The organism is Kistimonas ophiarachnellae (genome assembly GCF_057552235.1).
The window spans coordinates 1-24,975 of the sequence record NZ_BAAJPA010000020.1; the positions used below are offsets into that span (position 1 = coordinate 1).

Sequence of the window (24,975 nt, forward strand, 5' to 3'; positions counted from 1 at the left end):
TCAGGCTGCTGGTCATTGTCCGGAGAATGTCGGTGACATCCCAGGTCATGGTGCCGTGGTCGCCTATAACCTGATCTATGCCGACACCGCCAGTAATAGTGTCTTCGCCGGTACCTCCAATGACACGATTGAAGCCATCGCCCAGGTTCAGGATGTCATCACTGCCCGTTTCGTCATCCAGGTCAGTACTGGTCAGCGTGGTCAGCTGACCATCCGTGAACAGGGCGGAACCGTTGTCGCCGATCACGATGTCATCATCGCCAGTAGTCGTTACTTCATCACCGCCCTGACCGGCGATCACAACATTGTTTCCACTGGAAAGGGTGATCACATCACGGGCGCCCTGATCTATCAGCGCGCTTTCCGCAGATTGCAGGATATTGGCAACATCGTAAGTCAACTCACCATGGTCACCGAGCACATGGTCTACCCCCGTACCACCAGTGATGGTGTCTGTGCCCGCACCGCCTATGATCCGGTTAAAGCCATCACCGGCATTCAGTTGATCATTGTCACCTGTCGTATCATCAGCATCTGTGGACTCGAGCTTTGTCAGGTGGCCATCCGTAAAGATGGCTGTTGCGTTATCACCGACAAGAATGTCATTACCAGCGCCCGCGGTGACATCATCCTGACCAAAGCCCGCAATCACCAGATTATTGCCATCACCCGCACGAATAGTATCGTTACCACCATTCTGGAGCCGGAGTGACGCAACACTGATGATCTGGCCTGCAGCCAGGGTGATAATGCCGTGATCACCAAGAATCAAGTCATTATCACTGTCCAGAAGCCCCAGCGGGCTACCATCTTCATTGGCGCCGTACAGTTCATCGCCGCCGACACCACCAAGCAGCCAGTCATTACCCGCATTCCCCTGCAGAGTATCAATACCACCATGATCAGCCGTACGGTTTTGAACCAGGTCAATGGTAATCAGGTCACCATCCACATTCCGGTCAACTTCACCATTGTCGCCTATCAGGATATCGTCACCGGCATTACCGGCGACCTCATCCGCGCCCGCACCGGCAAGGATAATGTCATTCTCATCACCGCCCAGCAGGATATCGTTACCGCCCTGCGCTTCGACTGCGGTTTCGATATGCGACACATTACCTGTTGTCATCAGGCGCAGCTGTTCAGGTGAACCGTCACGGATCTGGGTGATGACGCCATGATCACCAAAGATGATGTCATCACCCATGCCACCATCAATGGTGTCATTGCCTACAGCAAGATCATCAGCCTTGGCCCCATCGTTGTCAGGATCAGCAACAGTCACTACCGTCAGCACTTCTGTTGCCAGGCTCAGGCGCTGGGATAGATCAATATTGAAGCCGGAATCGCCGTAGAGATGATCATTGCCACCCAGGCCAAAGAGGGTGTCATCACCGGAACCACCGGCGATCTGATCATTCCCCTGTGAGCCATAAATGGTGTCATTGCCTGCACCACCATAGATAATGACGCCACTCAATGCGCCAGAGGCATCAATAACATCGTTACCAGCATTGGTATACGACACTACTGAATCCAGCCCTTCCCCTCTCAGAGACGCATACCGGCTACCATTCTGACTGGTATCACCAAAGATAATCAGCGGAACGTTATTGGTGTCAGTACCGGTCACAGTAATAGTGTCACCACCCATCTCGGTAGCGCCGGTCGAAGGATCAGTCATTGCCTGATTTCCTCCGCCATGTGCCACCATGATCGGGTTCTGTTTCTGGACACTGGCGCTTACCGTTTCATCGGCCAGCTGCTCACCACTGGCCAATGAAATCTGGCTGCCATCCAGCGAGATAGACGCAATGGTGTATGTACCGTCATTTCCTGTCGTATCAGCAACAACAATGCTGTCGCCGGCCCGGAAACCCTGGTCAAACCAGCTGCCGCCATCCTGCAAGGTGATATAACTGACACCCAGCCCGACATTGTGGGAGAACACCATGGCCGCGCTGATACTGATCGCCGTGACATCAACGGTCAGGCTATCATTACCGGTGCCCAACACGGCTTCGACCACTTCCATACCGTAATAAGTGATGCCACCGGCAATAGTCTGGTCCGGGGCACCGTTTTCACCGGCTACGACTATGGCATCATCATCCATATTCAGGCCGCTTACGGATGATGTCGTTAATTGACCACTGTCGTTAGTAAGGCTGGCGTCATTGAATACCGTCAAGGTATCCGTCTGGATGGTTTCATCCGTAATCGATGGGATATCTTTGGCTGATGTCGCCTGTTCGGTGGGCAGCACCACAGGCGTCTTGAGTGACCGGTCCGCCATGGTCAGGCCACCCTCCAGAATCAGGGAACCCTGGATTGCGCTGGTCAACCCTTCTGAGCCCACGATGAAATTATCGCTGCCCAAGCCGCCGATCAGGGTCGTAATGACGCCTTCACGGGTACTTTCGATAATGAAGGTATCATCACCCTCCAGGGCATCCACATCGACCGACTCCACGCCGTCATAACTGATATTCAGTCCTGCACCAATAATGGAGTCACGAGTCACAATGAATGTGTCGTCGGCTTCTGTACCGATCGCCGTCAGCGTATCAAAGCCGCTGCCGCCATCAATGCTTAGCGGTGCGTTGACGTTGTAATCAATCGTATCGTCGTCATCGCCACCATTGAGGTCTATCTGCTTTTCTGCAACAAAAGCCCGTACGACAAATTCATCGTTGCCTTTCTCCCCTTTCAGGGTCAGTTCGGCCTTGTTGCTGTAGATCGTGAAGCTGTCGCCATCATCGCCGCCCAGCAGGGTCAGTTCTTCACTGTTGCCGTAGCTCAGGTAGCCGCGGGTTACGGCAGTGCCGGCAACTTCATCGCCGGGCGCCGTTACCGGTGCTTCACCAAAAATCTGACCCACCTGGAACGTATCCCGGCCACTGCCACCATCAATGGTCATCAGTGCACTGGTGTCATCCAGGAAGAAGCTGTCACTGCCTTCGCCGCCATTAATCAGTACACCACCGGTCAGGTCATTGAGGCTGTTATCGTAATTGATCCGCTCAACCGGATCGGCAAAGGTATTGGTTTCCACCTCACCGTGCAGACGGGCAATGAAGTTATTCCGGATCAGGAACACGTCATCTTTATCCGCCTGGGTATCCCCGGCAAAGCCCCGACCGTGAATAGTCAGGTTATCCACACCGTCAGCCGCATCACCGCTGTCGTGTACATCAATCACATAATCCGTCAGGGTTACGCCGTCGGCGTCAGTATTCGACATTGTGACGATGTATTGATCACCACCACCCTGACCATCCAGGGAAAGCACATCATCCCGTGAATGCAGTTCGTTGACGGTCAGCGTATCGTCACCCGTACCACCGGTGACGTAGGTATCACCGGCCAGCAGGCTGACATCAATCAGGATACTGTCGCCTTCACTGCCACCATCCACATCAATGCGGGTGGAACCGGTCAAACTGCCAAGCAACTGGATATCATCACTACCCGCAGCGCCGGATATACTCAGAATACCCGCCGTTGTGATGACACCATCCAGCAGGATACTGTCACTACCCGCTTCACCTTCGATGGTGATGTTGGCACCACTCAGAGCTCCCTGGTTATGGATTGTTGTTCCGTCGGCATCAAGATTCTCATAATCCCCCTGCAGCAGAAGGTCACCCTTGGCACTGACCGTGGCGCCAGATTCAATTACGAGATCATCACCGGCTCGCAGAGTGACAGTCCCGGCTGTTGATTGAATGGTTACCCCGGACTTGACTGTCAGATGATCTTCTGCACCGACCACATCATCATTGTCTTCATTGGCATCAAGTAAGATATCCAGGTCAGTAATAACGTCTTTCGCTAGCGTGATCGGGCTATGTGCCACAATATTCACGGTTCCGGTCGCAACCATACCGTTGACCTGGTCAAGCCCACCAATCGTCAGGTGACCGGTATTGGTAATCCAGACACTCCCGCTGGTCGAACGCCCTTCCATGTACCCGACAGTTGTCTGAAGATGCTTGCCTGAAGCACCGATATCCCCTTCGGCAAACAGCCTTGTCTTGCCAGACGTTACATTGGACGCATTGGCATCCGTGTTGCCATTAAGGATATTGTCCCGTCCCAGGATAAAGGCCGTGTAATCCGCCCCTGTGCCAATGGTGTTGATGGACAGGTCGCCATCCGTTTCGATCAGGTAGGTATTGAGCGCGCTGCTGGTTGTTACCGTACCGGCGGAACGGTAGGCACTGTTGATATCCAGATCATTGCCAGACACCCCAATCGCGTCATTTTCAGACGTCAGGGTAATACTGTTACCAATAACATCCGCTTCCGGCAGGCCGGCCACGTCATTGCCGCTGGCATCTTCGGTGTCTTTGATGGCCAGGTGCGCACGCAGGTCGACGTCGCCGCCATCCGCCAGCACCTCACGGATATTCATATTCCCAAGGACTTCGTGAACAAAGACATCGGAGCCTGCAGCGATCGTCAGGGTCGCATCCGTGGCCAGGTCTGTTTCCAGGTAATCACCATCCTCACCGACACCAGACGACGCTGTAAGCTTAAGCTCAGTGGCCGCACTGATATTGGCGAAGTCATGGTCAAGACCATCCACAATCGCACCACTTTCCGCCGTCAGGTAGATACCGCCAGACTGCGCATACAGGGTGCCGACATTGATATTGTCAGTTCGCTCGGTCAGGTAGATGTCCCCACTGACCCTCGCTGTAAAGATGGCGTCTGCCGCCAGGTTGATATAAATCCGGTCGTCGGCGGAACCAATTGAGCCGTCAGCGGCCTCCAGAATGACATCATTACTGGTCACGTTGGTAACACTGGCGCCACCGGCATTGATGATGGACTTGCCGGTCTTGATCCTGACCGTATCACCCGCTACGACGGTATCCAGTTTCACATCCAGTTCAGAACCCAGGAACACATCACCACTGCCCGTCGCGGACACCGAGCCTAATGCATCCACATCCACATCATCACGCAGATCGATACGGATGCCGGCAATGGTCGCGCCATCTGCGGTCGGGTCGGCAATGATTTCCGCCAGCGTGATTTTGGCACTGAATTCGGTAGATAACTGATCATCGTCAGACAGTGTAATCGTGTTAGCGGTAACCGACTTAATAGTAAAGAACTGTCCATTATCATTGGCGTTGTCGGCATTGCCGAACACCTGAATGGTCATGCCGGACTGGAAGCCGTCAGAGAGCCAGTTTCCGCCATCAATACGCAAAATGGTGTCGCCACTATTGCCGTTATTCAGGAAGTGCACCCTGGCCGAAGCAATGTCACCGGCCAGGTAAGCGACATCCGTCCTCTCTGCGGCTGCCAGTGCTACACGTTTCTGGTCAAGATCTTCACGTTCACTGTCGGACAGCAAATCCTGCGACTTGCTGAAATTGGCCAGGTCATCGCTGTCAATGACCATCGCCCCCGTGGCCGAGCCGATACTGCCGGACGCTACCACCGTCACGGTGCCACTCGCCTCAATGTTGGCATCCTCAACGGAAACCTGGGTATCCGTGATCGGCTCAATCAGGCCGGCGCTGAACAGGTTCAGCAGTTCTGTTTCTGTCCAGACCTTGATACTGCCGGTCAGGCTTGTTCTCTCAGCATCTGACAGCGTATAGGTAAAGCTGTCATCGTAGCTGTCACCATAACCGCCATACTGTCCATGCAGACTGCGGTATTCCTCGGTTCGCTTGTTGACCAGCGTCTGGATTTCACCATCCGTCCAGCCGGCATTCTCGTAATAGGTCTGCTCCTCAGCGGACAGGGATACGACAAAGTTCTCGTCATAGACGTCAGGATCAGCCTGCATTCCCCGGTAACGCCAGTAAGCCTCGTATTCCTGCTCGCGATTACTGGCGTAATCAACCAGGGTCTGGTCAATCTTGCTCTGGGCGCCGGTGTCCTCGGTCAGCTGCAGATCACTCCAGACGCCATTGAGCAGTTCATCGTAGGTCCGGTCATCCCGAACGGCGCTGTCATTGGCATCCTTGAGGCTACCGCTTGCCACGTTGATATAGACGTCACCGCTGGCGGAAACGGCTTTTTTCAGGTGCAGGTCGCCACTGGTTTCCTTGAGGTAAATATCCGTCTTCGCATCAACTGTCACGTAATTGGACAGGCTGGTGCCGGAATTCAGCGACAGTGTACGGCTGGTGCTGTTACCGATCGAACCCTCTTCTGCCACCAGCGCCACGGTGCCGCCCTGAACGGAGCCGTTGTACCAGCTGCTTGAGGTCTTCTTCGCAACCTTGATGCTTTCCTTCGCGGCCAGTCTCACGGTTTCACCGGAACCGGCCTGAACACTGTCGATCGCCAGGTCACCACTGTCTGCGACAATATGGACGACACCACCGGCTGTTGCCTTGAGGCTGGCATAAGTGTCATCGGTGAGGTTTACGGTGAGCGCGCCTGAATCGACGATATCGCCATTACCATCGACGATTATCCGACCAATATCGCCAGTGGCAGACAATACAACGCGCTTACCCGTGATATAGGAATCTTCGCTGGTCTGGCGGATATCGCCCTTCGAGGTGATGGTCGTCGTGCCGGAACTGTTCAGGATACTGCCGTCGATCAGGATATCTGCGCCAGTGACGTTAGACGTTAGAGAAACACTGCCAGCGTCATAACCAATGAAGTTGATGTTGACGTTATAGTCAGCCTTCACCGTATGGGTGTGCGTAGTAGTCGTGTACTCTTCCTTTACAAACTTGGTGTAGTAGGTCTTTTTTCCATACCAGGTACTGGTCGTCCAGCGATCTTCGACATAATTTTTCGTCTTGCTTGCATCGACCTGGGGATCTTTGAAGTAGGTATAGGCATCATTCGCCTTGGCCGCATCCAGGAAGAAGTACGGGCCTTCATCGGTAAGGCTAGGGCCTTCAAGACGTTCAGAGGTATCCCAGTAATCATCGGACGGGTCAGCGGCAAGATCATCAATCCCCAGCCAGGCGCTTTTCTTCTCGGTCTTGTAGTACCGCGTGGCGTCCAGCACATCGACCGACCAGCCATAACGCCAGCCGGATTTGATGGAATAAGTATTGCTGTCACTGCCGCTTACATCTGATTTGCCGTCTTCCTGGATAGTGACGCCATTCTCATCCTTGGTGTAAATGGTGACATGGGGATTACTGCTGGTTCCCTTGGCCTTGTCCTTGATAACCAGTGTGCCTTCACCCCGCTGAGAGGCATCCAGACTTTTCACAACGACATCGTAGGCTGTGTTGTTGGTGACCGAGATCTTGCCATAACCGCCCAGCACCCGGATCTCACCGGCGCCGGTATTAAGCATATGGCCTTCCAGCTCAATGTAACCGCCGCTGACCCGGATTTCCTGAATTTCAATCTTGCCGGTTGTCGTATTGTAATAAACGGTATAGTCGTCCGTTGACGCCGTCGACAGCTTGACCAGTCCGCTGGCCCACCGACTGATATTGGCAATTTCAATGGCCGTCGCGTTGCCGAGGGTCAGGTTGTAGTCCGGCTTACCGCTCTGCATGATCCCGTTCAGGTTCAGGTATTCAGCGCTGATCACAATCCGGTCGCCATAGAGGCTGACACCACTGGGGGTCTTGGTCAGTTCGTTTTTAACCAAGGCATCGGAAGCAGCCTTCTGTTGTCCGTTATTGGTCAGGGTGTCTAGCTTGGAGTAGGTTTCTCCGCCCACGCTGTAATCGGTCAACCCGGTGATGTAGACACTCTTTCCGACCACGTTCATGTTTTCCGCACGAACCTGGGCTTCAAAGGTCACCAATCCGTCAGGATTGCTGACGGTGAGGCTACCCTGTGGGTTTTCGACATTGCCGGTGATCGTAATAGCCGGGGTCGGAACACCGTTATTTGCAGGATCACTGTCGTCAAACGTGGTACTGATGGTGATAAACGGCGGATTATCACTACCGCCCGCCGTAATGGTTGAGAAGCTGGCGGCATCGGCAGAAACACCGTCATCAGCCTGGTTATAGTTTTCGATCTCACTGTTGCTGGCGACTTCCACGCCATTCAGGAACAGACCGCCATTGGAATCCGGAATGGAAATGCCCTTGATCTCAAGGAAGGCCGCCGTGTTATTGGTGATCTCAACACTGGCGTCACCCGGCGCATCAAATACGCCTTCGCCCTGCAGGACATCCGAGCGAATATCAATGGTGCCGGCCTGTGCCCAGATTGGGTCAATTTCAACGACAAGGACATCCTGCTTGGTATACCCGGAATACCCGTTTTCATCGGTATCCCATAATCCCTGGGACGCCAGCTCATTGGTGATCCGCGTCACTTCGGATTCGTAGAATGACTTGAGGTTGGCGTTGGTATCCTTGTACTGGTTCAGCTGTTTCTGGGCATATTGCAATTCCTGAACCAGTTCAGAATCCAGCTGATCTGTGACCGTACGGAAGGTAATGCCATCCGACTGGACGCTGCTGGTCACCTGCCCGTTGACAATGGCGTCCAGCACCAGCTCCTGTTTGCGGTCGATACCGGTACGCACCGTTCCATCGACATCAACCGTCGCATGCGCCTCTGTTTTAATGGTTCCGTCGTACAGTTCAGTGCCGCCATTGAGCGCCTTGGCCACTTCGCTCGCCCAGTTCACACCCTTGGCCTTGGCCGCCATATCGGCAAACCCGAGGCGCTCGGCATGAAGTTTCGCGTCACGGGCCGTTTCCAGCACCGCGCCGGAAGCGACAGTAATCGTATTGTTCTGGATCAGTTTCGCCGTCGCGTCCAGGCTGTTGATGGGGATGGCGCTACCAGCAAAATTATCCGTCCGGGCTTCCAGCTTGTACTGGTCACGGTTGAAGCTGGTGTCCGTACCCGTTGAGATATTGAGATTGCCGTCCGTGGTCAGGTAACTGTTCGCAGCAAAAGTCACCCTGTTTTCAGGGCGCACTTCAACTGTGGTGTCCGCTACGGCAACGGTACCCGCGCCATAGGTTTCCACATTGACCTTACCGATGGCTTCTCCGGTACCCCGGGCAGACACCTGCACATCGCCCGCGCTGCTCAGCTGCGCACGGTTGCCAACAGCGACTTCAGCGATATTGGTATCCGTCTTGATTTCCATGGTGGCGCCGGCACCGGCCAACGCGCCGCCGGAGATCAGGGTCACCTTGTCGTTCAGGATGAAATCATTGAGGGCGTCCAGCGTCATGTCACCGGCACTTGACGCGCCGTCCTCTACGGTCAGCGACGCACGATCACCAATCACCACGCGGGTGGTCATATTGACATTGGTGAAGCTGTCCGCACCGGCGGCACTGGCAACGCCGCCGGTGGTGCCCTTGATATTGTCGCCCGATACACCGTTCTTGCGCAGCTTGGTGATCGCGTCCATATCAACGTCGGTCGCCTTGACCACGGCATCGGCGCCGATACCGGCGGTCACATTGGCCGTCACATCGTGATCGGCCTTGGCGCCTGTCGCACCGAGCACACCGCCGGAACCGACGTTAATCTTGCTGTCAAAGGTGGCATTCTGTTCCGCCTTGATGACCAGGGTGCCCGCGCCGCGCTGCGTCAGGTCGATGTCTTTGCCTGTTGCGCCTTCGCGTATTTCAGCCGTTACGGTGCTCTTGTTCACGGTAATGGCTTCTGTACCGGAACCGCCCACGATACCACCGGCCCCTGCCGTACCTTCCGCATAATTGTTATCAGTGCCAACGGCTGTGATCTGGAGCGTAGAGCCTGTCAGATCCACACCGTCGCCTAAAAATGCGAGCGTTGTCGTATTTGACTTGGCTTTCGCCGAGCTGCCGCCTGCCGCCAGTAAACCGCCCGAGTAACTGTCAGCCTCTGCCTTCTGCTTGGTATTGTTAGCGGCGGAAATGGTCGTTGCGCCGGTAATGGCGAGGGTTGCGCCATCCGCCACATAGCTCTTGACCGTGCTGTTGTTATTGATGGTCGAGAGAGTCGCGTCCACCCCGATCAAGGCGCCTGCAGCTCCCAGCGAGTAAGCCTTGGCGGAGTAGCTGTTAGTCGGCACTTTGGTTTCTGCCGTAATGGAGAGACTGGCCGCATTGATGCTGATACTGCCGTTCGTGGCATCATCCGGATCACCCAATGCCGCAATCACGGTAGGTTCAATAGTGATATCAGTCAGAGAGACACCGACGGCAAGGCCACCGGCATTGACACCGTGCACTGTCACATCGGCTTTCGGTGTAGCTGTCGCCTCGATATCCACTGTACTGGTTACCGTGACAGCGGCGTTGTTTCCGATAAAGGCTTTCACAGCCGGGTCAATCCGAACCCTGGCGTCATTGCCGGAACCGGCGCCGATACCAGCCGCGACCGACCAGATATTTTCAGTAACAGTCGCAGTTGATGTGGCGGTGATCAGTACATCATCGACTGAATCACTGCCCTGCCCAACCTGGGCATAATTACCCAGATAGGCCAGGGTGGAGCCACCGATATCTACATCGCCGACTGCAGCACCAGCGGCTGCGCCGCCCGCGGTCACGCCCTTGGCCTGAACCTCATAATTCCGTGAAGCCTCGGCAGTGATGACCAGGTCATCCGCCTTGGTAATCCTGGCGCCATTGGACGACGATGAGCCATGATCAACGAAGGCCAACTGCGTTGCCGTGTCGTTTATTACGCTGACCTGGGCACCAAGGCCGACAGTGCCCGCGGAGCCGCCATAGGCGTACACAGCCACATCTTCGGCAGTAAATACGGCATTAACAGTGATATCGTCGGTGGCCGCTATATCCGTGTTGTTATCGATATAAGCGGTTGTCGCGCCGGAAAGATTCAGCACTCCGACGGAACCACCGACACTCAGGCCGACGCCACCAATCGCAGCACCGCCGGCGATCTGCTGAATATCTGCGGTTTCTGTCGCCTTCACCAGGATATCCGCTGATGCGCCCTGGCTGCCTGCGGTTACCTGTGCGCCATCACCGATATAAGCCGTGGTGTCGGATACCGTGGGATCTTCTCCCACTGTGATCTTAAACAGGCTGCTGTCGGCAACACCGTCTGCTCTCTGCGCCGTATCATCGGTCCCCAGACCGTTGGCATTTTTGCTGCTGAAGGCAGCATCAATCTTTTCCTGCGCCGGTGTCGCCTGTTCATTGCCGGTTGAATCAAGACCTGTACCGACACTGATGACCGACACGGCTCCACTGATGCCAAAGGTTGCGCCGCCGGCAAAGGCCATAACCATGGAATCAATGGTTCGATTGGCTTCAGCCTCAACGGTCACATCGCCTGCAGCGGTCACGACGCTGTTGGCGCCGATATGGGCATCTACCGCGTTTTTCGCCGTGATGACATCAATGGAAGCACCGACGCCGCCACCGCCGATGCCACCGGCACCGATATCGTTATCGAAGGTGGTGTTACCGGTCGCCTTGACTTTGGTATGGGAACCAGACGTCACATTCGCATTGGTTGCCGCGCCACTGCCGGGTACATAGGCGCCAATCCATGCGGTCGTGTTCGAGTGTGTTTCAACCACGGAGACAGAACCGGCCAGTCCGGTTCCCCCGGCAGCCAGGGTGCCGACCAGTACGGAAACATTTTCTGTCGCATCACTGTTGACCTGCACACTGCCGGTCGCGTTAATGGTCGCGCCTTCGATATAGGCCCGGGTATTGCCGTCCAGCAGTCCTACGGCGACAGAACCACCGCCGCCGACAATGCCGCCGCCGATAGTGCCGTCATACAGATCCAGCTCCACACGACTGTTAGCGTCTACATTGACACCGGCGTCACTGGTCACCTTGGCCAACCGGATAAAGGCATCGGTATCGGACGTACTCTTCACGCCGGACGCCGCACCCGCCACACCGGCATACAAACCAACCCCGACGCCGGCACTGGCAGACAGGATTTTTTCACGACTCAGGGCCGAGACATCCAGCCCTGAACCGGCATAGATATGATCTTCATCGCTCGCAATATCATCATCGGCGATATAGGCCTGCGTGGTGTTGGCAACAATATCGGTATCAATGGACGCACCGACGCCCGCAGCACCCAGCCCCGCCGCCAGGGCGCCGCCGCCACTGGTGATATCGGTGTGCTGATGTGCGCGAACCTTAACCTGCTTGCCCCGGTTACTGTTGTTATTCACCGACGCATCACTGATATAGGCACGTGTCGTATTCGTGACCTTGTTCACGATCACATTAGCGCCAATGCCAACCTGTCCGGCAAGCCCCAGGCTAACGGCTACGACATCAATTTCTTCATCATTGGTGGCAATGACGGCCAGGCCATTCAGGTTTTCGGTGCTTTCTGTTCCGGAAGCATCGTCTGCCCATTTTTTGATAGCCAGTGAACTGCCGGAGCCTTTTGCAACAACGGTTGCATCTCCCGTGATATACGCCTGGGTGTCATTATCCAGCTGGTTAACGACCACGGTGCCGCCAACGCCGACAGTGCCTGAACCGCTGAGCGTTCCGGCATAGGATTTGATGGTGTCGTCAGATTCCGCCTGAACCAGGATGTTGTCGTCTGTTGTAACCGTACCGCCGTTGATATACGCCCGCACATCATTGTGAATCAGGTTGCTGGACGCAGATCCCGCCACGCTGGCCGTGCCGGAACCGGAAATACCGGCGGATAACGTCGAAATCGTCGCGTCCGACGTTGCCACGATGCGGATATTGCCTGCATTACCGGTCGTCACGACGACAGTGGAATTATCCACATAGGATTTAACCGTATTCTCGATTTCGTTATAGGCGACAGCCGCACCAACCGCGACGGTGCCGGAACCGCTGATCTGGGCTGAACCGGAACGGATATCCGAGGTGTCGGTGGCCAGAACATCAATATTCCCGGTAGCGGTAACGGATGCGCCACCGCTGATATGAGCGTCAACCGTCTTGCGAATCCAGTTCAGTGAGAAGGAACCGGCGCCAGCGAAGGTGCCGGAGCCCGTAATGGATACGCTGAACGTATTGATATCCGCATCCGATGTCGCCTCCACCTTCACGGCATCAGCGATAACGGTGGCGTTATCAATGTAGGCTTTGATGGTATTGGCGGTATCATAATCGCCCGGATCATCCGGGTTACCACCCACATAGTTATAACCGACAGCCGCCCCGATAGCAGCGGTACCGGCGCCACTGCCGCCACCGGCCAGCGCGTTGAGGGTGGCCTGGTCAGACGCGGAAACCCTGGCGGTGCCATTGCTGGCCTGCGCCCTGGCGCTGTCTGCAATACGGGCTTCAACACTGTTACGCAGCCAGTTCAGCGACAGGGATCCCGCGCCGCCCACGGTACCGGCGCCGGAACCACTGATGGTAAACGACCAGATCTGGGCATCCAGAATCGGATCGTCATCCGAGTCGCTATCGCCATCATCAGCGAGGGCGACAGACGGCAACTGGTCAGTATTCAGAACCTGGGCCGAAACCGTGATATTGCCATTCGTTGCCGTTGCCTGAGTGCCACTGCCTTCTATGCGGGCCTGCAGGTCACTGCGCATATCATTGGTGGCGGAAGCGATAGACGCCGCGCCACTGCCAGAGCCGCTGGCAGCGCCCGCAACAATCACCATGATGGGTGTCGTGGTTGCCGCTACATTGATATCCGAATAGGCGGTCACTGTCGCCCCGCCCTTGATGGAGGCGTTGACCAGGTTACGCATAAAGTTGATGGAGATGGAACCGGCCACCGCGACACTGCTGGCACCGGCAGCGCCAATAGTGACATTGACAATACTGGCGGAGGAATCGGCCAGAACATTCACCGAGCCAAGGCTTGAATCTACCGCTGAATTGTCGATGTAGGCGCGCACGATACCGGTATTGATGCTGTCGCGATTCTCCGCCACATTCCGGGACGGATCGCCCGGATCACCACCGATGTAGTTATAGGAAATGGCCGCCCCCAGTGCCCCGCTGCTGGCAATACCAATGGCAAAGGCGACACTGGTTATCTCCGCGTCGTCACTGGCGACAACCCTGATATCGCCACTGGCATCCACATCCGCGCTGTTAACGACATAAGACTCAACCGTATTGCGTAGCCAGTTCAGGGAGATGGCGGCGCCGCCTGCAAAGGTATTGGCACCGGCGCCGGCAATGGAAACATTGATGATCTGGGCGCCAAGATCCGTGTCGTCAGGCAGGCCGTTCGTATCTACGCCCAGCGACGCGAAATCAACATCTGCGCCTGGCGCCACGAAACCGGAAGTGATATTGACCGCACCGGCAGAGGACGTAACACGGGAGCCGTCCACATACGCGCGTACCGTGTTACTGACCTCTGCCGTTGAGATGGCTGCGCCAACAGCGGCGGTTTTGGAGACCGCGCCGCCACCGGCGACGACCACTACGGTGGAGCTGTCAGCGGCATTGATCCCGATGTCGCCGGAAGCATCCAGGTCAGCGTTACCCGTGACCTTTGCCTCAACCGTATTCTTGATTTCATTGACGGCAATCGAACCGCCCAGCGCATAGTTCTTTGAACCCGCGCCGCCAATGGCGACGCTGACCACAACCTCTTCAGCGGTTGCACGCACCTCTAGAGTCGAACCCGTGGATTCCACCTTGGCGTTATTGATACGGGCAGTGATGTCGTTATCAACCAGGTTGACACCGATGCTGGCGCCCAGGGCGCCTTCTTTGGAAAACGCCAGACCACCGGCAAATACGACGCTGGTTGTCGTATCCGCGGCGGCAACCTGGATCAGGCCAGCCGCTTTTACATCACTGCTGTCGGAAATATAAGCGTCAATGGTGTTTTCAGACTGGTTCACTGAAAACGCGCCAGCCAGCGCCACCTTGTCAGCACCGGCGCCCCCGACAGATACGGAGGTATTGGTTGAATCCTGCGTCGCCTTCACCCGAAGGGCGCCACTGGTGCGTAACGTGGAACCTTCTACCTTGGCAGTTACATTATTAGTGAAAAAGTTCAGGGCAAAGGCCGCGCCTAACCCAAGTGTCTTGCCGTACGCAAAGCCGCCACTGAATGAGAAAATCGATGATTCATCGCTGGCTGAAACGGTGACATTGCCAGCAGACGACTCGGTTGTGATGCTATTAACAATCCCTGCGGTAACCGTGTTATCCAGGAAGTTAACCGACAGTGTACCGGCAACCCCGTAACCATTGCCGCCATTACCGCCGGTCGCCGCTGCACCTGCGCCAGTGACAGTGACCAGCATGCCATCGGCCCTGGCCTGAACATCCATGGCCCCGTCATGCTCAAGCGTTGTGACATTCTCAACCAGGGCCTTGGTGGTATTCTGAATTTCTGCAAAGGCAATGGCCGCGCCTACGCCCGCCTTGCCGCCGAAGCCGCCAGAGCCGGCGACCACCACCATGTTGGTTTTATCATCCGCCAGCAGGGAGACCGTACCGGATATATCCGCGTCAAGGGTATTGTCAACACCGTCAGACAGGTTACGAAGACCAGCTTCTGTCGTGTAATCCGTAAAGTTCACAGCAACAGAACCCGCCATACCGGCGGAGCTTGAGCCACCACTGGCGCCGCCGACACCGGCAGTCACAGACACCACCCAGCCATCGCGGGTCGCGTCAAAGTCCAGTGACGACGCAGTCAGCTTGCTGGCGCCGTCAAGGAAAGCGCTATTGGTGCCAGTGACCACATTCACACCGATGGCGCCGGCAAGGCCCTTGGCCGTGCCCGTGGCCTGTCCACGGGTATAGGCGACGCTGCCACCCAATGCGCCAACAGCGGTAGTGTTACCGGACTTGATGACCAGGTTGCCACTGCTGAAATTCCCGGTGTCGTATACATAGGCACGGGCATCGTCGTCGATAACATTCAGGGTAATCGCGCCGGACACGCTGGTGCCGGACTTGGCGCTGGCGGGGCTGTCGGCCTGGGCCGCAGCAGAGGCAAACTTTGAATTGGTCTTCATTTCAGCCAGCACGGAAGACATTTTGGTCTGCCAGGCCATCAGGGCATCGCTGTCCTTCTGGCTGCCGCTTCCGCCCTGGGTGCCGCCGGTGCCGCCACTGGGAGCATCCGGCGCCGGGTTGACCACGGCCTTGGCGCCCGCAAGGGCCATCGCCCCGATAAAGCCCTTGTTGTCGGCAGACAACTTGACGTCACCGGCAACGGTCACGCTGCCACGGGTGCCGACAGAGTCATCGTCGTGCCGGTTACCGATCAGCGCCTCGGTATCACGGGTAATGAAATTCCCCGACATGGACAGGCCAATACCGATATGCTCGGAACTGGTGACGCCACCTGCCGCCGTGATCACATACGCGGTATCTTTCGCATCCACGAACAGGGAAGCGCCACTGGCATCACTGTCGCCTACCGCGTTGTTGCCCAGGTTGATGGTCGCGCCATTATCAATCCAGGCCAGTGTCGTATTCTGAACCACGTTGTACAGGAAGGCGCCATTGAAGCTGACATCATCCGCACTGCCGCCCGACGCCCCGACGGTGACACTGAGCACCTCGTTATCCGCGTCCACTTCCAGACTGTCGGCATAAAGTGTTACGCCGTCTTCTATCTTGGCGGTGACATCATCAATGTAGGTGTAAACGCCAAGGGTGCCGCCAACGGCATCGCCACCGTCGGCAGCACTGCTGCCAAATCCCGGGGTTTCAGCGGAGGGTTTCCAGTTCTTGGAATAGGAACTGCCCCCGGTAACACCGAGGGTTTTGAAATTACCCGCCAGGGCAATGGCATGGTTGACACTAACGGCTTCGACCACAACATCCCGTGAACCGGAAGCAAAGTCATCACTCCCCGTAACACCGTCATCATCCTGGTTGATCCGTGCGCCGCTCTTAATTTTTGCGGTGGCGTCATGATCCATCACCAGGACGGCGCCTGCGGCGGCAACCGACAGTTTTTGTCCTTCCGCCGTCGCCTGGCTCCAACTGTCTATCAGGTTGTTATCCAGCCCGAGGTTACCGTCAAGGTAGGTGGTGAGATTGCGGACAAATTCCATGCCGGTATCCACCACCACGTTGCCGAGTTCTTCCCAGTAATTGGTATCGGTGAAATCAGCCGTTGCCAGGTCGATATCCTGTTCGACCGTACTGATGTACTGATAGCGACTGCCTACATTGCCCTGGCCGCTAAAGCCTTCCTTGACATCAACCGTGTCGTCTTTTTTGAGTGTCTGCGTGTTCTGGTCGGTGGTATGGGTGGCCTGGGTATTTTGATCAAGGAACGGTGACACCAGGTTGGCGCCCCACAAACCCAGCGGGTCGATTTTGTTCAGGGTCTGCGCCTGAACAGTAATTTTGTCTTTTGCGTCGACCTCGGCATCACCATTAATCAGCGCTTCGGTTTCATTGATGTAAACACCGACACTGAGCGCGACAGAAATTCCTTTCGCCGTGGATTTCTTGGTGGAATCCCCCGTGGCAACTCCTTCGTCCGTTGCCGAGGATGAAGCCGAAACATCCGGCCGGTTTTCGATAATCGCGGAAACCCTGATAGTGCCGTCTGCCTCAACATCGGCCAGCTGGTCGGTATTACCGTCACCGATGCGGGCATCCACATGGTTCTGGTCGACCACAACCGACAGCGCTGCCGCCACATCAAAATCCCAGACGGCATCTGACGTCGGCAGTTTACTGGTCACATACTTGGCAATCGGACCTGTGATCCAGCTGGTCATCTTGTCAATGGCCGCACCCTTGGTATCATCCAGCAGGTCTCCGGTGGATTCGGTCCCTACCCCGGCCGCTGCCGTCACGCCGTTTGCCTTGGACGGAATCACGAACATCTTGTTGATGTCCACGGCTTCCTTTTCCTGGTGTGAGTAGACTTCAAGGTTACCGCCGACATCCGCCTGACCGTCCAGGAACGCCTGGGTTTCACCGTACTCCGAACTGACCGCGATAGCGATGCCGAGGGTGCCGTCATTGCCAGCGGTCGAACGGGCCATGGTCCGGTTACGGTCGACGGTTTCAGCCTGCACCACCAGGTGGTTGCCAACCGACAGGTTGGCGTCATTGGTCACATGTACCTGCGACAGGGAATCAATCACGCTGACCGCCGCCGCACCCGACATGGTGCCGCCAGCGCTGGCATCGGCAACTACATCGACGGTGTGGTCGGCAAGGCTGCGGAAAAACGCATCGCCTGTCGTATTGATATTGCCGTCTACAGTGACCTTGGCTTCAGTGATCGCAACACCGACAGCAATGCCAAGCAGCGGGGAAATCGGGGCGGCAAATGTCCGGACATACGACTGGGCATCGGCACTGAAATCTTCGGCGTAAATATTGGCAGTGCTGCCAATCTTGACCTTCGCCTTGGATGTCGACACCGCGACACCGGCAAACAGCGAGGTTTCGGTGGCGCTGATCACCCCGCTGAAGCCCCGGGCCAGGTAATCGCTGAGAGGTACGTTGTCGAAATCACTGTCACTGAGGTAGTAGCGGCTGTCTGCCGCCGCTTTCACCACGACATCGCCACCGCGGATAGTGGCGTTATCGATGGTGATATCCACCGAAATGTAATCAATATTGGCAAAACCGGTGGTCCAGATCGCCCGGTCGTCAATGGCGGAAATGGTGATCTTGCCATCCGTGCCAGCGTCCGTTGTCGCTTCGGCCAGCATCTGGGCGCCGGAATCGATGGTGATGTGATAGCCCTTCAGGGTAATGTTACCGGCTGCCGTCGCATGGCTGGTATCCAGCGTATAGCCCTGCAGTTTAATGGTGTCAGCCTTGAGCTGGATATTCTGACCTGAAGCCGTGATGTTTTCGCTGACGGTCAGTGAATCACCGCCGTTGACCACGTACTCGGCCGCAGCGGCGCCATCCCAGCTGATCCAGTTGAAATCCGACTGGGTTACCAATCCATCAGCGTCGTCTACCACCACCTCATTGGCCGTGCCGCCACCGACATTGATCGTGACCTTGTCACCAATGGCCAAGTTGGACGTATCCACCAGGAACTGATCGTCCTGGCTGCTGCCCTTGAGCGTATCCTTGCCGCCACCGGTCGCGAGAATGACCGAGCCCAGCGTAAAGGCAGACGCGTCAATCAGGTTGGCCGATGCCCCGCCGGTCAGGGTGGCATGCTCAATACCTGACAGGGTATCAGTCAATGTAGCCCCGTCGGTTTCGGCAACCGCAATCGTACCGCCACTGTTAAATGAACCCGTGGCTACAAGCTTGGCGACATTCTTCGCGGCCAGGTTACCGGTAAACGTCACAGTCAGCGAGTTATCAGCATTGAGGACAACGGACACATCTCCGTCGCCTATATTGGTCAGCGCTTTCAGTGCATTGCTGACATCAGCGGCGGTGGCATTCCAGTCCAGTGAGTCGGTTGTTTCGCCATCAAACGACAAGGTGTAATTACCTGACGTGACACCCGTCAACGTGATTTGCTGGCTTTCGTTGGTGCCGTCACCACGGTCGAGTGATGTATCGGTCAGCACAAAGCGGTTATCACCACTTTCGATGAGCCGGTCAGCGCCGAGGCCGCCGGTAATTGTGTCCGCGCCGAGTCCCCCGGTCAGGCTGTCATTGCCCACTGTTCCCGTGATCGTATCAGCGCCCGCACCACCATCAATGGTGACAAAACCGACCACCACCGTATTTCCGGTGATACCTGTCTTGTCGCCAGTTACCGAGAGCCCCAGGTCTGTAGCGGCAGTGGAGCCATTAGCGGCCGCCAGCGTAACAACGCTGTTCCCGCCAGTACTGTCGGTAATAGTGATCGCGTTTCCGTTGACAGAGAGGGACGCTGAGAGATTGTTGTGGGCTTCAGTGATGGTATCCAGCACATTCTGGATTGTCAGCGCATAGCTCAGGTCAATATCGACAACCGTGGTGCCATCGGACAGCGTGATCTGGAAATCAGCGCCGGTGGCGCGCCCCACGCCGTCGCCATTATTGAGTTCGGTAAGGTAAACGCCGGTTGTCAGGCCATTAAAGGCGGAGGCGTCAATAACGTTATCACCGGCGCCACCGGTCAACCTCGCCATTTCGATACCGGACAGGGTATCGGTATCACTGCCTGCGACCAGTGAATGATTAGTCAGTTTAAAACCGTTGTCCCCTGTTTCCACCAGGGTATCTGTTGCGCCGCCACCGGTGATGACATCGCTGCCCGCGCCACCGGTCAGGGTGTCGTTGCCGACACCACCGATCAGCGTATCATCGCCGCTGCCGCCGATCAGGATATTGTCACCGTTGCCGCCCGCCAGGATCACTGAACCCGTAAAGGCGGAAGCATCCATCAGGTTATCACCGGCGCCACCTGTCAGTGTCGCTTTTTCGATGCCGGAGAGGATGTCCGTTAATGTAGCCCCGTCGGATTCAGCGACGGATACGGTTCCACCACTGTTGAACGCACCAGTTGCCACGATTTTTCCGATGTTTTTCGCAGCAAGGTTGCCGGTAAACGTCAGGGTCAGTGTTCCATCAGCGTTTAGGACAACATCGATATCTTCATCGCCGATAGTGTCAAGCTGCCGCAGGGCGAGGCTGACTTCTTCAGCGGTGGCATTCCAGGCCAGCGCAGAGGTGGTTTTGCCGTCAAGGCCCAGGGTATAGCTGCCCGAGGTGACATTGGTGAAGGTAATTACCTGGACTTCATTAGTGCCATCACCCCGGTCAAGGGAGGTGTCGGTGAGAACGAAACGATTGTCGCCTGTTTCGACCAGCGTATCCGTGCCCACTCCACCAGTCACGGTGTCTGTGCCAAGTCCACCGGTCAGTACATCATCTTTGCCGGTGCCGGTCAGGACATCATCGCCAGCGCCGCCATCCAGGGTGACACCTGACAGCGTGAACGCCGAAGCATCCAGCGTATTGTTCCCCGCCCCGCCCGTCAGGCGCGCCGTTTCAATATTCGCAAGAGTGTCGGCAGCATCAAGGCCGACGGCTAATGTCGTATCAGTCAGCGTGAAATCCGCATCACGGGTTTCAACCAGGGTGTCGGTTCCACCCAGACCGTCGATGGAATCCTGACCTTCGCCACCCGTCAGGGTATCGTTCGCGGCGGTGCCTTTGAGGGTATCGGCGCCTGCGCCGCCATCCAGTGTTACGCCGCCCAGAGTGAAAGCGGACGCATCAAGGGTATTGTCACCATCTCCGCCGGTCAGCGCGGCGGATTCAATACCGGTTAGCGTATCCACTTCCGAGCCAATGGTAAGACGGCTGTCTTCCAGCTTGAAATTCGCGTCACGGGTTTCGCTGACGGTATCGACGCCCGTTCCCCCTGTCAGCGAATCCGCTCCGAGGCCGCCGCTGAGCGTATCATTACCGGCGCCGCCGTCTATCGTGTTGTCATTGTCGTTTCCGGTCAGGTTGTCGTCGTAACCTGAACCGGTGATGGAACCGAAACCACTGATGGATCGGAACCCGGTCGCGGTTCCCTGTTCCAGGTCAACGGTCACGCCGCTGCTGTAACCGGCATAATCCAGCGTGTCGTTGTCATCCGCGGACAATGCTTCGATACCGGTCAGGGTAATGCCGGCCAGCTCAAGGCTGTTGGCGTCTTTGACCTGCCAGCTGTTTTCGCTGTCAATGGTCGTATTGAGGGTATCGTCGCCACTACCACCGGCCAGTGATTCAATCCCGCTGAAGGACAAATCGCCGGATTCTCCGCTGTTACTGCCCGTCAGTGTCCAGGTGGAATCCGCGTCAGCGCCCACCAGGGTATCGCTGCCGGTACCGGCATTAAACGTGATCAGCAGGGTATCGGCACTGAGCGAGGTTATGCTCTTGTCCAACGTCAGGCTGTCATCGCCGTCTGTACCGGTAATGGTGATATGGTTCCTGCTGTCCAGGGTTGCTTCATACAGAACCGGGGCATCAGCATTGCTATTATCCAGCAGCTGCAACACCGACGTGTTGTCCTGCTCAATCACCCGCAGCATCAGGTCATTGGCATCGTTGCCCATCTCATGGCTGAGATCATTGGTCTGCAACGCCATGCCCATGGGGTCGGCAGAGAAGAGCAGCCTCGGCTCCAGGCTCTCGAAGGTAAACCGATGTTGCGCAGACGCGCTTTTACGGCGAATACGGCGAACCGGCTTTTTCCCAGGGGATGACTCTGCCCCGGGCATTTCCCGGTTCAGCAGGCTTTTCCCCAGCGACAGGACGCTGTTCTTCAACCGTGACAGAGGATGAAGGGCGGTTGTCGTAGGAAATGGATATGCCATGGTCTGCGCTTCCGTATTTGTCCGTTTTTATATCCGGTGTCTGGAGCTTGTCCTTACTGCAACACCGTGACGGCCTCGATCGGTACTACCTGGGTAGTGCGTCTACAGCCTTTATTCTAATAAGCCCGTCACGTCAGCGAGCGGCCGGAGCCGCTCACCATCCCGGGGCATAAAGTCGCACCGTACTGGTGCAACTTTCTTTTACTGCAATGTGGCTTCTTCTTCCGGTGCAGCGGCTTCTTCCTTGGACGCTGCTGGCTCCGATGCTTCAGCACCCGCCACTTTCTCCAGCATGCTGGTGAAGTTACGCATGGACTGGAGATGGATATAAATCAGCTCCAGTGCATCGGTCTTCGCAAGGTCTGCCAACTGCTCACCGGTCAGTGATTTCAGTTTTTCACGGTTAACGGCCATGAAGCCGGTCAGGGTCAGTTTCTCGCCATCCGGCTGGGTAAACTGGGCGCCCATGGGTTCCAGCAGATCCAGCTCTTTCAGTTTGCTGCAGAAGTTGCGGGTGCGGTTGAAATGCACCTGGTACTCCTTGAGGAACGCCAGCACATTATCCAGGTACTGGGTTTTTTCACCTTCCACATCAAACAGCCGCTCGCCAGCACCCTCCTGGTTACAACCAGTGTAGGTTTCATCAATGCAGAGGGTGAAATTGGCGCCATCATCGGAGCTGGAGAAAACAAACGGATAGCGTCGTAAAAAGGCCGGCACATAACGGGATGTCATTTGACCTTCATCGTCCAGATACAGGTTTTCCTGTTCCCTGACGCCAAGGATCACCACCGGCATGACCTGGTCGTCATTACCCGTAAAGACGACGGCCATCTCGCTGGCGGCATTGGGGAATTCCACGGCCATCAGGGGTACCGAGTTCACATCCCGGGCAAATTCAAAGTCAGTCACCCGCTTGATTGCCCAGTCACGATGACGCTGGCTGGAGACCGGCTGAACCTGGCTGTAAATCAGTAATTGCTTTGCCATGCTTTTTCTACCTCTTTCCTGCTCTTTCCCTGTGGGGCGTTCCATTGTTGTCAAACCATTGCATCGGTCAGCTGCACAGGCGCAAGACCTGTGACGGCACAACCGGCTGCAATAACTGTTCTTCCCATCCGTATTTACGGACATACGCCGTATTCAGCCCGAGACACTGCTCCGACTGACACCGGTCGCGATACGCGCACTGGTGAAAACCATTGCGCATGAATTCTTCCCAGAACGCCGGATCAATATGCAGTTCCGGCTGATCATTGACCAAAACATCACCCAGCTCACCGAGCAGGCATTCGGGGAAGTTTTTCACTTCTACCGCACGACCCAGTGTTTGGGCCCGAATAATGGCCTGTCGCAGAAACGGCAATACCGTGTTGTGGGGTACCAGCAGATCTTTTTCGTCATTTTCCTGCATGGGCCAATACGACCAGAACTCCATCTGCTCAAGTCGCTTGAGGTGAGCCAGCCTTTCCACCAGATCGGGCAATAATTGATAACTGCTGGCAGTGACCACCGTGTTGGTCAGAAGAGCAACGCCGTCTACCGCGTCAAGGTATTCAAGCCCCTGCATCATGCGGTCAAAGGCGCCGGGAACACCCGTGATATGGTCATGACTCTGCGCGTCAGAGCCTGCAACACTCACGAAAAATTCATCCACACCCGATTCCAACAGACAATCACAGTAGCTTTTCTGGTGCAGGTGCATGCCATGGGTCTGGATGCGTACATGGCGGAAGCCGGAAGCCCTTGCCTTGCGGGCCAGTTCCGGCAAATCCCGGCGCAGGGTAATTTCAGAGCCTGTCAGGATAATGCCCTGCCATTGGCGATGCTGGCGGTTATGGGCAAGGATTTCATGGAAACGTTCAAGGGTTTGCGGGACGAGACGATCCATGGTGTCCTCAATCATGCAATGCTCGCACTTGAGATTGCACCGGAACTCCATGGTGACAGAGACGTAATCGTTATTGTTAAACCGTCCCATACTCACGTCAGAACACCCCGTAGTATGCGCTTTTAGTAATGCTTATCGCACCATTGACCATCGTATAGTCAAATCCAACGTCGTATAGAAGATGATCAAAGTTATCCCTGTTTTTTGCAACAAACTTTACATGAGCATCGGGAAAACCGGTTGCTTCAAGGAAAAACAGCAACTGGTCAATGGTCACTCTTGAGAAGTAAATACCATCACACAGACGTTTGTTCGCGACGACGATGGTCTGGCATTCCACCAGCTCAGGCCAGAGTACGGCTTCAGGGTTCAGCGTATCCAGGCTGAGATGTGCTGAGCAGGCCATCTTGGCCAAAATATCTTCCTGCTCATTCCGGGCATCAAAAAAACTGTAGAGATTGTTAAATGTCAGGCCGCCAGCCGTCAGGGCGTAACACAGTCCGGACGAAACATTGCTGCCAGCATTGCCCATATAGATATTTATTTCGTCCAACGTGTGATGTTCCAGCCCCGTCGCAGATTCAAGATCAATCGAAAACATGAAGTACGGACTGTTTTCATTCACCGTCAGATCACAACGCAGCCAGGGGGATAACACATCGACCAGCCGTGATGCTGAAACCTGCCGATCCAGACGATCGTAGTCGTAGAAATAGAGTTCCCAGCTGAAACCTTTTTCAGATTGCTTGATACCCCAGACAGTCCTGAAATCACCAATGGCTTCACGGATAGCCTGGCAGATTTCGGTCAGATGTTCCGCGCCAGCCTGCTGAAATGAATCATGAAGCATGTTGATCGAGCGCAACTTACCGGACTGGGTGGAACATGGATCGTAAGGCCAGAGACAGTAATCAAGACACGGGTCATCAGCCTGTGACCACTCAATGTCAGCAATCTCGATAGCACGGGCTCTCTCAAGGGCAACAGACAT

General features: G+C 55.9%; 4 protein-coding genes. All 4 read right to left on the reverse strand.

Going from position 1 to position 24,975, the window contains the following annotated elements:
- A partial coding sequence (locus AC27K1_RS19595) for an LEPR-XLL domain-containing protein (RefSeq protein ID WP_487152486.1) occupies positions 1–22,093 on the reverse strand: 22,093 nt, incomplete at its 3' end.
- A gap of 201 nt (positions 22,094–22,294) precedes the next feature.
- On the reverse strand, positions 22,295–23,083 hold the full coding sequence (locus tag AC27K1_RS19600) for a SapC family protein (protein WP_487152487.1): 789 nt from the start codon (positions 23,081–23,083) through the stop codon (positions 22,295–22,297).
- Between the two features lie 67 nt (positions 23,084–23,150).
- The gene (locus AC27K1_RS19605) at positions 23,151–24,074 is read right to left on the reverse strand and encodes a radical SAM protein (protein WP_487152519.1); all 924 of its coding nucleotides are present in this window, start codon (positions 24,072–24,074) and stop codon (positions 23,151–23,153) included.
- 7 nt (positions 24,075–24,081) lie between these two features.
- Positions 24,082–24,975, reverse strand: a complete 894-nt coding sequence (locus AC27K1_RS19610) for a hypothetical protein (protein WP_487152488.1) — start codon at positions 24,973–24,975, stop codon at positions 24,082–24,084.

Bases quoted from the DNA above. Each gene is read 5' to 3' on its own strand.
- AC27K1_RS19600 (WP_487152487.1), bottom strand. From the start codon at position 23,083: ATGGCAAAGCAATTACTGATTTACAGCCAGGTTCAGCCGGTCTCCAGC.
- AC27K1_RS19605 (WP_487152519.1), bottom strand. From the start codon at position 24,074: ATGGGACGGTTTAACAATAACGATTACGTCTCTGTCACCATGGAGTTC.
- AC27K1_RS19610 (WP_487152488.1), bottom strand. From the start codon at position 24,975: ATGTCTGTTGCCCTTGAGAGAGCCCGTGCTATCGAGATTGCTGACATT.